Source organism: Bacillus sp. SIMBA_154, from assembly GCF_046536015.1.
Taxonomy (GTDB): domain Bacteria; phylum Bacillota; class Bacilli; order Bacillales; family Bacillaceae; genus Bacillus; species Bacillus pumilus_P.
Genome location: NZ_JAWJBV010000001.1, coordinates 247,457 through 260,360, shown reverse-complemented (window position 1 = coordinate 260,360; position 12,904 = coordinate 247,457). Strand labels below are relative to the sequence as shown.

The 12,904-nt window shown below is 40.7% G+C and carries 15 protein-coding genes; 1 reads left to right on the top strand and 14 read right to left on the bottom strand.

Annotated elements, in window-relative coordinates:
• Positions 1–113 precede the first annotated feature (113 nt).
• From R0K30_RS01485 to R0K30_RS01475, 3 genes are read right to left on the bottom strand one after another with little or no spacing between them, the layout of a single operon-like run.
• Positions 114–308: a capping complex subunit for YIEGIA gene (locus tag R0K30_RS01485; protein ID WP_008344527.1), complete on the bottom strand. Its 195-nt coding sequence runs from the start codon at positions 306–308 to the stop codon at positions 114–116.
• 6 nt (positions 309–314) lie between these two features.
• Positions 315–1,199: a YIEGIA family protein gene (locus R0K30_RS01480; protein ID WP_099728093.1), complete on the bottom strand. Its 885-nt coding sequence runs from the start codon at positions 1,197–1,199 to the stop codon at positions 315–317.
• Entirely contained in the window at positions 1,196–1,798 is a 603-nt protein-coding gene (locus R0K30_RS01475) for a YphA family membrane protein (protein WP_419180174.1), read from the bottom strand. Before R0K30_RS01475 ends, R0K30_RS01480 begins: the two co-directional genes overlap by 4 nt.
• Before the next feature lie 120 nt (positions 1,799–1,918).
• On the opposite strand from R0K30_RS01475, the gene R0K30_RS01470 reads away from it, so the two are divergent.
• Complete coding sequence (locus R0K30_RS01470; protein ID WP_078061648.1) at positions 1,919–2,050, top strand: YpzI family protein; 132 nt, start codon at positions 1,919–1,921, stop codon at positions 2,048–2,050.
• 117 nt (positions 2,051–2,167) lie between these two features.
• On the opposite strand, the gene fni is transcribed toward R0K30_RS01470, so the two are convergent.
• The 11 genes from fni to R0K30_RS01415 all read right to left on the bottom strand — a co-directional run bounded on the left by fni (position 2,168) and on the right by R0K30_RS01415 (position 12,754).
• Entirely contained in the window at positions 2,168–3,235 is a 1,068-nt protein-coding gene (gene fni / locus R0K30_RS01465) for a type 2 isopentenyl-diphosphate Delta-isomerase (protein WP_410608684.1), read from the bottom strand.
• Between the two features lie 14 nt (positions 3,236–3,249).
• Complete coding sequence (gene rpsA, locus R0K30_RS01460; protein WP_230030331.1) at positions 3,250–4,401, bottom strand: 30S ribosomal protein S1; 1,152 nt, start codon at positions 4,399–4,401, stop codon at positions 3,250–3,252.
• Between the two features lie 223 nt (positions 4,402–4,624).
• Complete coding sequence (gene cmk / locus R0K30_RS01455; RefSeq protein ID WP_410608682.1) at positions 4,625–5,302, bottom strand: (d)CMP kinase; 678 nt, start codon at positions 5,300–5,302, stop codon at positions 4,625–4,627.
• Between the two features lie 71 nt (positions 5,303–5,373).
• On the bottom strand, positions 5,374–5,556 hold the full coding sequence (locus R0K30_RS01450; protein ID WP_410608680.1) for a DUF5359 family protein: 183 nt from the start codon (positions 5,554–5,556) through the stop codon (positions 5,374–5,376).
• Between the two features lie 63 nt (positions 5,557–5,619).
• Entirely contained in the window at positions 5,620–6,267 is a 648-nt protein-coding gene (locus R0K30_RS01445; RefSeq protein ID WP_249705734.1) for a flagellar brake protein, read from the bottom strand.
• Positions 6,268–6,369: 102 nt separating this feature from the next.
• Positions 6,370–7,719: a germination protein YpeB gene (gene ypeB / locus R0K30_RS01440; protein ID WP_410608677.1), complete on the bottom strand. Its 1,350-nt coding sequence runs from the start codon at positions 7,717–7,719 to the stop codon at positions 6,370–6,372.
• A 16-nt stretch (positions 7,720–7,735) separates the two neighbouring features.
• Entirely contained in the window at positions 7,736–8,638 is a 903-nt protein-coding gene (gene sleB, locus R0K30_RS01435) for a spore cortex-lytic enzyme (protein ID WP_370461105.1), read from the bottom strand.
• 151 nt (positions 8,639–8,789) lie between these two features.
• Positions 8,790–9,446 (bottom strand): glutamic-type intramembrane protease PrsW, encoded by a 657-nt coding sequence (prsW, locus tag R0K30_RS01430; RefSeq protein WP_099728101.1) that lies wholly within the window; start codon positions 9,444–9,446, stop codon positions 8,790–8,792.
• A 156-nt stretch (positions 9,447–9,602) separates the two neighbouring features.
• A complete protein-coding gene (locus R0K30_RS01425) occupies positions 9,603–10,574 on the bottom strand; it encodes a YpdA family putative bacillithiol disulfide reductase (protein ID WP_230030543.1) in 972 nt (323 codons plus the stop codon).
• Positions 10,575–10,698: 124 nt separating this feature from the next.
• The gene (locus R0K30_RS01420) at positions 10,699–11,973 is read right to left on the bottom strand and encodes a Glu/Leu/Phe/Val family dehydrogenase (protein WP_099728103.1); all 1,275 of its coding nucleotides are present in this window, start codon (positions 11,971–11,973) and stop codon (positions 10,699–10,701) included.
• A gap of 196 nt (positions 11,974–12,169) precedes the next feature.
• Positions 12,170–12,754, bottom strand: a complete 585-nt coding sequence (locus tag R0K30_RS01415) for a genetic competence negative regulator (protein ID WP_099728104.1) — start codon at positions 12,752–12,754, stop codon at positions 12,170–12,172.
• Between the last annotated feature and the right edge of the window lie 150 nt (positions 12,755–12,904).

Below are 12,904 nucleotides of genomic sequence, written 5' to 3'. Positions count from 1 at the left end.
GTTTCAACCGGGATTTAAAATTTTCATTTAGTTTGTTATGAAATAAACCCTTCAAACATGAAGGGTTCAACTTATATATTATATCAATTTTTAATCAGACCACAATGAATAACTTAAAAATGTTTGACAATCAAGTAAAGATCTTCACCAATTCCGTGTGCAATCCCATCTAAAATGGCCTCTAAATTCATAGCATACATGTCGAGTTCTTCTTTATTTTCACAGAAAAAAACCGCTGTTCCTCCAATGACTCGCTCTTTATTTGTTGTGGCCACAGCCAATATGAATTGCTCAATTGTGTTCGCCATTTCTCATTACCTCGCTTTCTTTTTAATGAAATCTGTCGGCATTCTAATGGCATTTTCTAGAATTGGCACCTCTTCTAATACACGAACAGCCAAATCTTCACGTTTCCATTGCGGTAAAATAAACACGCCAAGTGTGCCGTTATTCAGATCACGTTTTGCGAGCGGACAAAGCGATGGTTCACCAGAATCACGATACACGCCAAGCACATTGGATAAATCAAATAAAATCGCTTGCCGCTGTCCAAGGTTTGCAATCGTTGTGGCCGAGTTAAAATTCTTGGGAGTCAAGATGAAGCCCATTCCATGCTCTAATATTAGTTTTTGCTTTTCAGGAAGCCCGATATTCATAATGTAAATATCATTCACGTAAAGTCCTGCCCCGTCAAAGCGAAGTTCGCCTTTTTGAATATTGACGATATCCTTTAATTGGCTGCCAGACATCAATAGCTTTGCCATGAAAAAACAAAGAATACCGACCACTGTTCCAACAACGAGCGAGAAGAAAATACAGGCTGTGGTTGTAATTAGTGCAGTGAGAATGGCAATATAATTTCGGCTTTCAAAGGCAATGGCAATGCCTTCAATATATGTACTGCCTCTTGAGACAAGCTCATACGAATCCAATTGGGTTAACGTATTTCTTTCCATATTACGTACATCACGAAATTGCGTGGCTGCTAGCGTTAGAAAGGTAATCGCAGTAAATTCCTCCTGAATCAGTGCAGGCATAATGATTGCACCAAGCCCTGACGCGATAAAACCAAGTGCTATATGAATCACTTGTCCATGAATATACGTAGGGTATTGCCGATAATCTGTTCTTAGCATATAAAGCCTGGCCGCCATCCCAAAGATGACACCAATAATGACAGGAAACGTGTAATTCGTCATGTTGATTTTGCAGCCCCTTTAACTGGTTTTCTGGAAGAACGGACGCTCAAGAGCTTTTCAAGCTGATCTACACCTAATAGGAAGATGGCGCCTTGAACAACAAGGGAAAGAAACGAGAGATCTCCTATGACAACCGATGAGGTGAGGCGATGAATCGTAAGCGTATAAAGGGCTTCGCCTAGACACACAGACATCATCCATAAGGTCAATCGTTCCGTTAACTGGTGTCCATATGTCAAACACATCAAGATCAGCAAGGCAAATATAGCCCAATCCACCTTTATTATCGTGAACCAAACCGGGTCATATAATGCAAAAATCATAAAAAAGGCATACGCGCTCACCATTGAACATAATTGCATGATTCTCATGATTCGATAAGCAGGCCGGAATATGACGAAGGCCATACAAGCATATAAAAAGGTCATCAAAAACCCTGCATTGATGCTGATGTCTAAAATGGATATCATGAAATGACTGAAGATAATATGAACAAGTACACATACTCCCAGCACGCTGCGCAAAGTGCTTTTTTCCATGATAAATGTCACCATAATCCAAACGAACCATATTGACCAATAATAGTACAGTGCCTCCAACGCCTCATCACCTCAATTACATTATGGGAAAATCTCCAGTTTTTAAACGTGCGAGAGCGTTACGGGCTTTGTATGAAATGAACAAGAGGTGACACCCTAATGGTTGAGGAGGGATGTATGATGGGTAAGGATAGACAGGAAAAACGCCTAAAGGCGTCAAGAAGAGTTGAATCTGATCGTGATCAATCAATTCATCATAAAGGGGCAACAGCATTAGAAGGTCCTGAAAACGCTCGAAAAAGAAATCAATAAAAAAAAGGCATGTGATGATCACATGCCTCAGCGTGTAGATAAACCCTCGCATTCTTTGTCAGGTCTGCAATGGTTTTTGTGTCACGCTAAAAAGGAGACAACGGGCTAAACTTTATTTTAGTCCTTTGTCTCTTTAGATCTTAAACTATAGTACGTCGTATCCACGCCTCTTTCTTTTAGCCAATGACTCGTTTCACCTGTAATCACAATCTGAGTTTGTCTAAGTTCTTCAATGGTTTTCACCCCAAGCACTGTCATCATCATCTTCACATCTTCCTGAAGATCGATGATATCAGAGATGAGGCCGCTTTCTCCTCCACTAGTGAGTGATTTTAAGAAAAAGCCAGCTAACCCAGCAGCGGACGCGCCAAGAGCGATTGATTTTGTCACATCTAGTGCATCTCGAATCCCTCCAGAGGCTAAAACCGTTTGATCCTGAAAGGCTGTATGTACTTCAGCAAGACTCGCTGCAGTTGGAATCCCCCATTGATCAAAATAACGAAGTGCTTTTTGGCGTCGAAGATTTTCGATCTTAGAAAAGTTCGTTCCGCCAAATCCTCCTACATCAACGGCCGCAACTCCGGCATCAAATAATTTCTTTGCCGTTTCCTTGCTCATGCCAAATCCGACTTCTTTTACGACAACAGGCACGCCAACTGATTCAGCGATGACTGCGATTCGCTCAATTGCACCTCTAAAATCACGATCCCCTTCAGGCATGACGATCTCTTGAATGACATTTAAGTGAATCTGGAGCATATTTGCCTCCAGCATATCGACCGCTTCCCGAGCTTGCTTGATTGTCGCCTCACTGCCTAAATTCGCAAAAATCAGTCCATCTGGATTGACCTTTCGAACGACTTCATACGTTCGTCTTTCTTCTTTATCTTTCAGTGCAGCCATTTGTGATCCGACTGCTACTGGAATATTGGTTTCCTTCGCTGCGATCGATAAAGAGCGATTGATCTCATAGGTCGACTCTCCACCCCCACCAGTCATTGCATTGATAAAAATTGGCGAACCGAAAGTCAGTCCGCCAATTGTCGTATGTGTATCAATTTGTGATGTCGCAAGATCTGGTAAACTGGCGTGAACGAAGGAAACATCCTCTAAACCTGTTGCTGCATGCTGGTCAGTCGACAAAGCATGTTCAATATGCTGTTTCTTTCTTTCTGCTCGCGTCAATTTTGATCACCAAATTATTTTAGTTTATTGAGTTTATCACCGATCAGGTCACCAAGCTGGAATCCGCTTGTGTTTTCTTCTTTCGCCTGATATTGACGATAATTCTCTTCTATTTGTTTTTCAGGATTTTCTTCTAAATCACGGATGCTTAGTGAAATGCGCTCTTCATCTTCATTCACATCAAGCACTTTCACTTTCACAGCCTGCCCTTCTTCAAGGACTTCTTGAGGGGTACCGATATGTTTATGAGAGATTTGGGAAATATGCACAAGCCCTTCTACACCTGGTAGAATTTCAACAAATGCACCAAAGCTCACAAGGCGTTGAACGGTTCCTTCAAGCACATCACCTTGTTTTACCTTTTCACCAATTTGGCTCCAAGGTCCTGGTAATGTTTCTTTAATAGATAGTGAGATACGTTCGTTATCACGATCAACAGCAAGTACTTTGACCTTGACTTCCTGTCCTTCTTCCACAACGTCAGACGGCTTTTCAACATGTGCATGGGATAGTTGAGAAATGTGAACTAATCCATCGATGCCGCCAATGTCAACAAAAGCACCAAAGTCAGTCAGGCGCTGTACTTTTCCATCAATCACACTACCTACTTCAAGCTTTTGCAGGAAGTCCTGCTTTTGGTCTAATTGCTCTTGCTCAACCACTGCTCGATGTGAGAGAATCACACGATTTTTTTCGCGGTCAAGTTCGACCACGACAAGTGAGAGCGTTTTTCCTTTGTAGTCCGTGAAGTCTTCTACATAGTGTGCTTCAACAAGAGATGCAGGAATAAATCCTCGCACACCAATGTCTACGACAAGACCACCTTTCACAACGTCTTTTACTTCAGCTTCAAATACTTCTTTTGTTTCAAACTTTTTCTCTAGGTCTTCCCAAGCGCGGTCTGCATCAACAGCACGTTTCGATAAAATCAAAGCATCGTCTTCGACTTTTGTTACTTTAAGCTCTAACTCGTCGCCATCTTTCACGACATCTGATGCTTTTTCAACGTGAAGACTTGATAATTCACTGATTGGGATAATCCCAGGTTGTTTCACATTGACGATATCTACATTTACATGCTTGTCCTCAACTTTTGAAACAATCCCTTTCACTACATCTCCAACCTCTGGTACCTGAACATCGATTTGATTCATTTCCTCTGTCATTTCGATAACCTCCTTGGTCCAAACCTACACAGCTTAGTTAAAACGACTGGGTGAATATGTGTCTTAAGCATGATGATTGCCAGCCGAATATGTATTATAGAAACATTCAAATCAACATAATTGCTTGAATGATCAATAAAAATAGTATTAGTATAAACTTCTAATAAAAGACCTTGTTTGTCAAGAGATAAACCTCTAACTTATAAAAGTTTTCTAAAATTTCTTACTGTTTTCCCACGCGGTCTGCTGCGTCTAAAATTTTACCTGCCACCTCTTGAATGGAAAGGGAAGTTGTGTCAATTTCAATCGCGTCATCAGCCTTCTTCAACGGTGATACCTCCCGCTCAGAATCAAGCTTGTCACGTCTTGCAATCTCTTCGATCAGCTGATCGTAATTGACATCGTAACCTTTTTTCTGATTCTCTTCAAAACGGCGTTTTGCTCTTTCCTCTACTGAAGCAAGCAAGAAAATTTTCACTTCTGCCTCTGGAAGAACGTGTGTGCCAATATCTCTACCGTCCATGACGACGCCGCCTCGTTTGCCAAGCTCTTGCTGCCGGCGTACCATTTCTTCTCGAACAGCTCTGTGCTTTGCGACAACAGATACTTGGTTGCTCACGCGGTCTGTTCGAATATCCTCTGTGACATCGGTGTTGTTTAGATGTACTTTTTGACCTTCGTCTGTTGACACAAGTTCAATCATTGTCTTTTTCAGTAATGCATCAAGTGCCTGTTCGTCTTCAAGGTCTACACCATGATTGAGTGCCGCAAGTGTAATCGCACGGTACATCGCACCTGTATCGATATAAATATATGATTTTTTCGCTGCGACAATTTTTGCCACAGTGCTTTTTCCTGCCGCTGCAGGACCGTCAATTGCGATAGATAATTTCTTTTTCATAATACCTCTCCTTGATTGAATCTCCCTTATGAATTGTAACACGATCACCGCTCAAACGGGGGAATTTTCTATCAATCCTTCTGCTTAAACGTCTCAATCCAATCTTCAATACTTATGTTATTCACACCCTCGTATTGCACGACTTTTGACAAAAACAGTTCTCCTTTCGTCAAATGAAGTGTGATCTGAACGGCTAATAACAGAACAAGCTGAATCAGCACCGCTTTACATAACCATCTTTCCATTGTCTTCATACAAAAAGCCTCCATGCTAGATTCTTACACCTCTAGTATGGAAGCTTTTTACACCCTTTATTCTTATGCTTTTTTCACACGTGTTAAAAGCTGCTGTTGGAAGCAGTATTTCATGATGTGCTGCTGGTGGTCATTCGTGATCTCAGAAAACTCCATGATCGCTCTTGTTTTGCCAGTCTGTTCATCTTGATATACTCGATTCATTTCTGCAACCGCTTTAATTTTTACGGGTTCTTTAAGCGGCAGTTCAAACTCTGTGCTCACTTCTCCGTATTCTTTGAGCGAGACGCCTTCTGGAACAGCAATTACTACACCGCCAGCACTCATATTGACGATAAAAGTGTCAAAGGCCTCTTCATCCGTTTGTGTGATGGTCGCTTTCACCATCGTATCCACTCGAAGGTATTCTCTGCGCTGAAGCCGAATCATCTCTCCTTTTGGCGGAATTGAAATAACAACCATCGGAATATCCTCTTTTCTTTTTCCGATGACCTCGCTTGTACATTTGTATGGAATTTGATTTTCATCGAAAAAGAACACGGTGATTTCTGTATGCTGGTTTAAATAGATCGTGCGCCCTGTTTCTTTATCAGCTGGATAATGAATGCAAATATCATCGTTATTATTTTCCAAAACTTTCGATTTTGCTGTTTTCACTTCTTTGTTCTCATTGACATACTCAATTGTGATAGCATCCCCTATTTGTAACATTCCTCATCACTCTTTTCATCTGTGAAATCGTATCCTCTCCTATATTAAACCATGTATAAAACAAAAGGAAAAGACTTATTAGCCTTTTCCTTGCTTCTTTTTCTATAGGTCTTTGTATATAGGTTCTGCGTTTTTCAGCTTATCTACTCTTTCTTCTTTTCCAGTATCTGCATTGATGAACATCCGGTACGTATCATTTTTAATTGTTCCAAGAAACTCATAGCAGAGAACTTCCTCTGACATATCATTTTGAACAATAGCTAAATGAGTATCTTCAATCTTCACGTGCTTATTCAACGTTTTCTCTGCTTCTTTTTGCGAGATTTTAGGTGCTTTGATGTCACGTTTTTTATGCTTCAATAAGTAGTCTTTCGCTGAGAATCCAACGACCTCTCCGTCATCTAAAGCGACTTTCATGCGAATGCTATCCGGATAAAGCAGCACATTTTTTTGGAGGGGTACATAGGTAAATACGCCGATATTATCAAATTGCGCACTTTCATCTAAATGGAACGACTCTGTATCAAATCCATGCTTTTTTAAGAAACTTAACGCTTTTTCAGATGCTCCATTTAAACTGATTTTCTGTTTTTTGACGTCTCGATTTTGAAGAAGGTAGACTGGGTGGCCTCCTTTTTCAGTCAAATCTAAATAAAAATTCGCTTTGCTATCTGGATCTGACATCGATAAGCTGTACACATCTCGATTTGTTTTGCTTCCGCTTTTTCTCACCTTAAAATCTTGATTATGGTCAGGCGCGAATCGCTGTGCAATGCGGATCGCTTCTTTTTTTGAAATCTTTTGGCCTTTTAAATGACTGTAGCCTCGTGATTCTGATTCTGATGACACATTTGTAGGACCGAGATCGACATTCGCAAATGCATCAGCATTTTTCTCGACTGTTTTCAAACCGTCGATAATGGTGTTGTCGTTCTTTTTATCGCCGTCCGCCAGCGCCATTTCAACATCCATCCATTTTAAATTTTTGTTGAGTACGAGATGCTGCACTTGTCTAAGCTCGTTTTGGATATCTGCCGCTTGATCATATAAAGCAGTAATGGTTTTATGAGTATCTTTGTTTAATGGTTCATCTGATAAAGATTTAACTGATGATTTGTAGCTAAAGTCTCCGACATTCGCTAGAAATTCTTCCGTTTTGTTAAAGGGCATCAATGTGAGCGGAAGCTGACTGACATTGTTATGCGCCTCTGATGACATTCTCCATACATCTGCAAGTGCTGGCGAGATCGATGTTTGGCTGTTCATCGCAAGTGTTGCTCCGAGTTTGTCGTGCAGCTGATCGACTTGGTATGTTAAATCGTGGAAGGCTCTTTGGTAGTTGTTCTCTGCATGAAGCAGCACTGCGTCTTTTTCTTGATGCTCTTTATAGCCCCAGTAACCTGTTGAGATAACAGCAATTCCTAAAATAGCAATCAATATTCCTCTGATCATTTATTTACACCTCTTTTTATTCACAGAAAATATGTTTCCCGATTCGTTTAATTTGTGGCCTTCCCCAAATCCATGGACTTGTTGCTGTATCAGGATTAAAGTAATAGACGGCGCTTTCAGATGGATCCCAGCCATTAATTGCATCAAACACTGCCTTTTTTGCAGTTTCATTTGGTGCCATATAAAATTGTCCATCTGCTACCGCTGTAAACGCAAGCGGCTCAAAAATGACACCAGCAATGGTATTTGGAAAGGTTGAACTGTTCAAACGATTTAAAATGACGGCAGCAATGGCCACCTGTCCTTCATACGGTTCACCTCTTGCTTCACTATATACCGCTTGTGAAAGAAGCTGAATGTCATTGCTAGAGAAACCACCTGGCATGTTGGCAGCCGTTTGCTTCGGCGTTTGATTTGCTTGCTGATTGCCTGACTGGTTTCCAGACTTCCCAGATGACCCGCTTCCTCCGCTTTGACTTTTTTGCTTCTCTTTTGCACCTTGAGCTGTCTTTTTTTGTGAGCTTCTTTGCCCAGGAGCCTTTGTTTGCTGATCAAGAGGCTTCCCGCCATAATGGGTAAACTGATTCCCTTTTTGCAGCTGCTGCTGCACAAACTCTTTATAGTATTTCGTCTTTTGAACTAATAGGCTTTTTGTTTTAGCACCTACGAGTCCATCGACATTCTTTACACCAAATTTGCTTTGAAAGTTGCGAACGGCCCAGTACGTGCCCCAGCCGTACACGCCATCAATTTTGCCATTGTAAAAACCATTGTATTGGAGCCTTGCTTGCAGCTCGACTACATCTTCTCCTGTTGCTCCTCTCTGAATGACTTGATTGGTGAAAGCTTCACTTTTTTCAGCTGTCAAAAGTGAAGACGCGAGTAGAACGATTGAGAAGATAAGGACGATTTGTTTCATGAAACGAGCTTTGTCCATATTTGATCCTCCTGTACTTTTGATGTTTGAATATATGTTTCTTCCGATCCCTATTTTTATACATTCATCACAGGAGGGAATTGGATGGAAAAGACAAAAAAACGCCCTGTGAACTTACAGGACGCTTTCCAAATTAAATTTGCACCATTTTCACCGCACGAGCTTTTTTTGCTTTCCGCAGACCGAACCACCATAAAAAAATCATGAACGGCATCATAATATATCCCCAATTTTTCATCCCAAGAAGAATGAAATCATATAAGCCGTGAAAAAGCACAGGGAGTGTTAAAGAAAGGATCAGCCATTTGCGCTGCTCTTTTTTATCAGAGAAACGGGCTTTGCCGATATAAAATCCCATCACAACGCCAAATAAAGCGTGACTTGATACGGGTAATAAGGCGCGTGTAAACGCATATTCCACCCCATGACCGACTAAGTAAAGAATATTTTCAAGTGTCGCAAAACCGAGAGAGACACTTATTCCATACACAATCCCATCATAGTGTTCATCAAACTGGGCATGCGCATAGACGCTGACCATTAAAATAAACCATTTTAATGATTCCTCTAAAAAGCCCGACGTCACAAATGAAATCAAGATAGGGTTCGTTGCGATATTTTCTTCTTGAAGGACATATTGAATAAACATGGTTGGAAACACAAGTATGACACCTAGCATAAAAGATCTGATGACCATATGAACCGGCTCATTGTCGTACTGATCTTTCAAATAAAAATAACTTAAAAGTGCGATGCCGGGAGCTAAACCTGCTGAGATGATTGCGATCATAATCAGACCTCTTTCCCTACATTATCCTTCATTATCGTACCATGATTTACCCCTTTTTTATATGACTCGAGCCCATTTTTCTTAAAATAACTTTCTATATAATCCCATTTTATATAAAAAAAGAACTGAATCCCTTTGAAGGATCCAGTTCTTTTTTTAGCTGTTGATTCTTTTGTTGATAACTTCTGCAATCAGACCTCCATGAAATCTTCCATTTTCAATGAAAATTTCATTGGCGTTGTTTCCAGCTGCAATGACTCCTGCAATGAAAATGCCTTCTACATTTGTTTCCATTGTCTGTTCATCAAAGGCTGGGCGGCCTGATTCTTGATCAATCATTACACCCATTTTTTCTAAGAAAGAATGATCAGGATGATAGCCTGTCATCGCAAACACATAATCACTTTTCACTCGATCTGTTTGGTCTTGCTGGTTTGTAAAGACAACCTCTTCTTCTGTGATTTCTTTCACCTGCGATCCGAACTCCATTCGAATGGTTCCATTACGGACAAGGGCTTCAAACTCTGGTAAAATCCAAGGTTTGATGCTGGACGAATATTCAGTTCCTCTATATAACACAGTGACTCTGCTTCCGCATTTCACTAGTTCTAGCGCGGCATCGACACTGGAGTTTTTCCCCCCGATGACCGTCACATCTTTATCAAAGTATGGGTGCCCTTCTTTAAAATAATGATACACGTGAGGCAGGTCTTCCCCTTTGACATTCATATAGTTTGGATGATCATAGTAGCCAGTGGCAATCACGACGTAGTCACATGAATAGACGTCTTTTGATGTGTTGACGGTAAAACGCCCATCTTTTTTCGTCACAGCGTTTACTTTTTCAAAAGCATGAACACGCAGGCTTTTTCTTCTGACCACCTCTCGGTAATAGGAAAGAGCCTGAATACGAACTGGCTTCCGGTTTTCAGTAATAAAAGCGACATCACCGATCTCAAGCTTTTCACTTGTACTGAAAAAGGTTTGATGTGTTGGATAATGATAAATACTGTTGACCACATTCCCCTTTTCAATCACAAGTGCATCGATACCGATTTGCTTGAATGCGATGGCAGTTGATAATCCACATGGGCCGCCTCCTATTATGATCGCTTTTTCTTGTTTCATTTGTTCCACTCCTGTCGTTTCACTGCAATAACAATTGCTGGGCTGTTTGATTCTTTGTTCCATTACATAAAAAAATCTCCTATATTAGGATAGGAGATTTTTGGACGCGATGCAAATAAGCCGCTTAAATCCAGCCTCTGAATCGAGAAGCTTCAGCCATTTTACGTACGCCGACCATATATGCAGCAAGACGCATATCGATGCGGCGGTTTTGCGCCATTTCATAAATATTATTAAATGATTTCACCATCATATTTTCTAAACGAGTTTCCACTTCTTCTTCTGTCCAGTAGAACCCTTGGTTATTCTGAACCCATTCAAAGTAAGAAACAGTGACACCACCCGCACTCGCAAGTACGTCTGGGACAAGTAGTACACCACGATCTGAAAGAATTTTTGTTCCTTCTAGTGTCGTCGGACCATTTGCTGCTTCTACGACAATTTTGGCTTTAATGTTTGCCGCATTATCTTCTGTAATTTGATTTTCAATGGCTGCAGGTACTAAGATATCACAATCCAGCTCAAGCAGCTCTTTGTTTGTAATTGTATCGTTAAATAATTTAGTGACGGTTCCAAAGCTGTCACGCCGGTCAAGCAAGTAGTCAATGTCTAGACCATCTTCATCGTATAATCCGCCGTAAGCATCTGAAATCCCTACGATTTTTGCTCCAGCATCATACATGAATTTAGCCAAGTAACTTCCTGCATTTCCGAATCCCTGTACAACAACACGAGCCCCTTTGATGTCAATCCCTTTTTTCTTCGCCGCTTCTTTGATGCAGATCGTCACACCTTTTGCTGTTGCGGTGTCACGTCCGTGTGACCCTCCAAGAACAATCGGTTTTCCTGTAATAAATCCTGGCGAGTTAAATTCATCAATTCTAGAATATTCATCCATCATCCATGCCATAATTTGAGAGTTTGTAAATACATCTGGTGCTGGAACATCTTTTGTTGGTCCCACGATTTGACTAATTGCGCGCACATAGCCGCGGCTTAGTTTTTCGAGCTCTCTGAATGACATTTCTCTTGGATCACAGATAATACCGCCTTTTCCTCCGCCATAAGGAAGATCCACAATACCACATTTTAAACTCATCCAAATTGAAAGCGCTTTTACTTCTTTTTCAGTTACGTTCGGGTGGAATCGAATTCCGCCTTTTGTCGGACCGACAGCATCATTGTGCTGCGCGCGGTAACCAGTGAAAATTTTCACCGATCCATCATCCATACGTACTGGAATTTTGACCGTTAATAGACGAATTGGTTCCTTCAGCAATTCATATACTTCTTGCGGATATCCCAATTTGTCAAGCGCTTTATGTATGACGGTTTGAGTTGACTTTAAAACATCTAGCTTATCTTCTGCGTTATGAGCGGCGTTTTGATCGGCTGCCATTAAAATAAACCCCCTAGAAATCTTTCATGATCTACTGCTCCCTTTCAAGCAATAGTATACACCTTCGTACTGGTAAAGCAAAGGTAAAAAACGTTTTTTATCAAAATAAAATATCAGCGTTTATAAATATAAAAAAGGATATAAAAAAATACTGTTGTTTCATCACAACAGTATTAAATATAATAGAAAAAAATGATTAAAAATACATCTGAATCGTTTTCACTGCATCTTCTTGCATAATCACTTTTCCATACTCTTTTAGCCGGTGAATGGTTAATGTCGTAGGAGAACCAAATTCCGCTAAAATGGAAATAACAGTATCAGCAGACAGTTCTTCATCAACATCATCTAGGCTGAGAAAATATTGACCTTCATAATGGTAAACTGTACCCCCTAAAAGTCCAATACGACTTAAACTATGGGACAGTTGAATCACATCTTCAAACGAGGCAAATTGATAGAGCACATGCTTGCTCTCGTCGAGCTTGACCTGCATCTCAATGTAATCTTCATCAAACTCATCATCAGCATCATCTTCCTGCTGACTCTTTGTGACAATGACGACCATCCCCTGCGCCTGAAGAGAAAATACTTCAACAGCAATCGGTCCATTCGCTTCAAAACCGAGCTCCTGATTCGCTTCGTTCATCATGTCTTTAAACAGCTGATGAACTTTGAACGAATCTTTCCAAAGGTCTTCTTTCGTAAGACCTCGGTCTGTCAGGTCATCTAGTGTGAGAAAAATTTTGATTTTATTATAATTCAGACGCTCCAGTCGCATAACGTTCCCTCCTGCCTCTTCTAACACACATCATACTGTAGTATATGAGATGATGAGTCATAGGTTCTTAATTTTGTATTCAGTTTACACTGTGTCAAGACGGAAGACAAGCACGAAGCAATGCTCACGGTGACTTTTATGGAAAATATT

Excerpts from the sequence above, each read along its gene's own strand:
- R0K30_RS01425 (WP_230030543.1), bottom strand. The coding sequence starts at position 10,574 with ATGAAACAAGAAAAAGCGATCATAATAGGAGGCGGCCCATGTGGATTA.
- R0K30_RS01480 (WP_099728093.1), bottom strand. The coding sequence starts at position 1,199 with ATGACGAATTACACGTTTCCTGTCATTATTGGTGTCATCTTTGGGATG.
- R0K30_RS01445 (WP_249705734.1), bottom strand. The coding sequence starts at position 6,267 with ATGTTACAAATAGGGGATGCTATCACAATTGAGTATGTCAATGAGAAC.
- cmk (WP_410608682.1), bottom strand. The coding sequence starts at position 5,302 with ATGAAAAAGAAATTATCTATCGCAATTGACGGTCCTGCAGCGGCAGGA.
- R0K30_RS01450 (WP_410608680.1), bottom strand. The coding sequence starts at position 5,556 with ATGAAGACAATGGAAAGATGGTTATGTAAAGCGGTGCTGATTCAGCTT.
- rpsA (WP_230030331.1), bottom strand. The coding sequence starts at position 4,401 with ATGACAGAGGAAATGAATCAAATCGATGTTCAGGTACCAGAGGTTGGA.
- R0K30_RS01470 (WP_078061648.1), top strand. The coding sequence starts at position 1,919 with ATGGGTAAGGATAGACAGGAAAAACGCCTAAAGGCGTCAAGAAGAGTT.
- sleB (WP_370461105.1), bottom strand. The coding sequence starts at position 8,638 with ATGAAACAAATCGTCCTTATCTTCTCAATCGTTCTACTCGCGTCTTCA.
- R0K30_RS01420 (WP_099728103.1), bottom strand. The coding sequence starts at position 11,973 with ATGGCAGCCGATCAAAACGCCGCTCATAACGCAGAAGATAAGCTAGAT.
- R0K30_RS01485 (WP_008344527.1), bottom strand. The coding sequence starts at position 308 with ATGGCGAACACAATTGAGCAATTCATATTGGCTGTGGCCACAACAAAT.
- R0K30_RS01415 (WP_099728104.1), bottom strand. The coding sequence starts at position 12,754 with ATGCGACTGGAGCGTCTGAATTATAATAAAATCAAAATTTTTCTCACA.
- ypeB (WP_410608677.1), bottom strand. The coding sequence starts at position 7,719 with ATGATCAGAGGAATATTGATTGCTATTTTAGGAATTGCTGTTATCTCA.
- prsW (WP_099728101.1), bottom strand. The coding sequence starts at position 9,446 with ATGATCGCAATCATCTCAGCAGGTTTAGCTCCCGGCATCGCACTTTTA.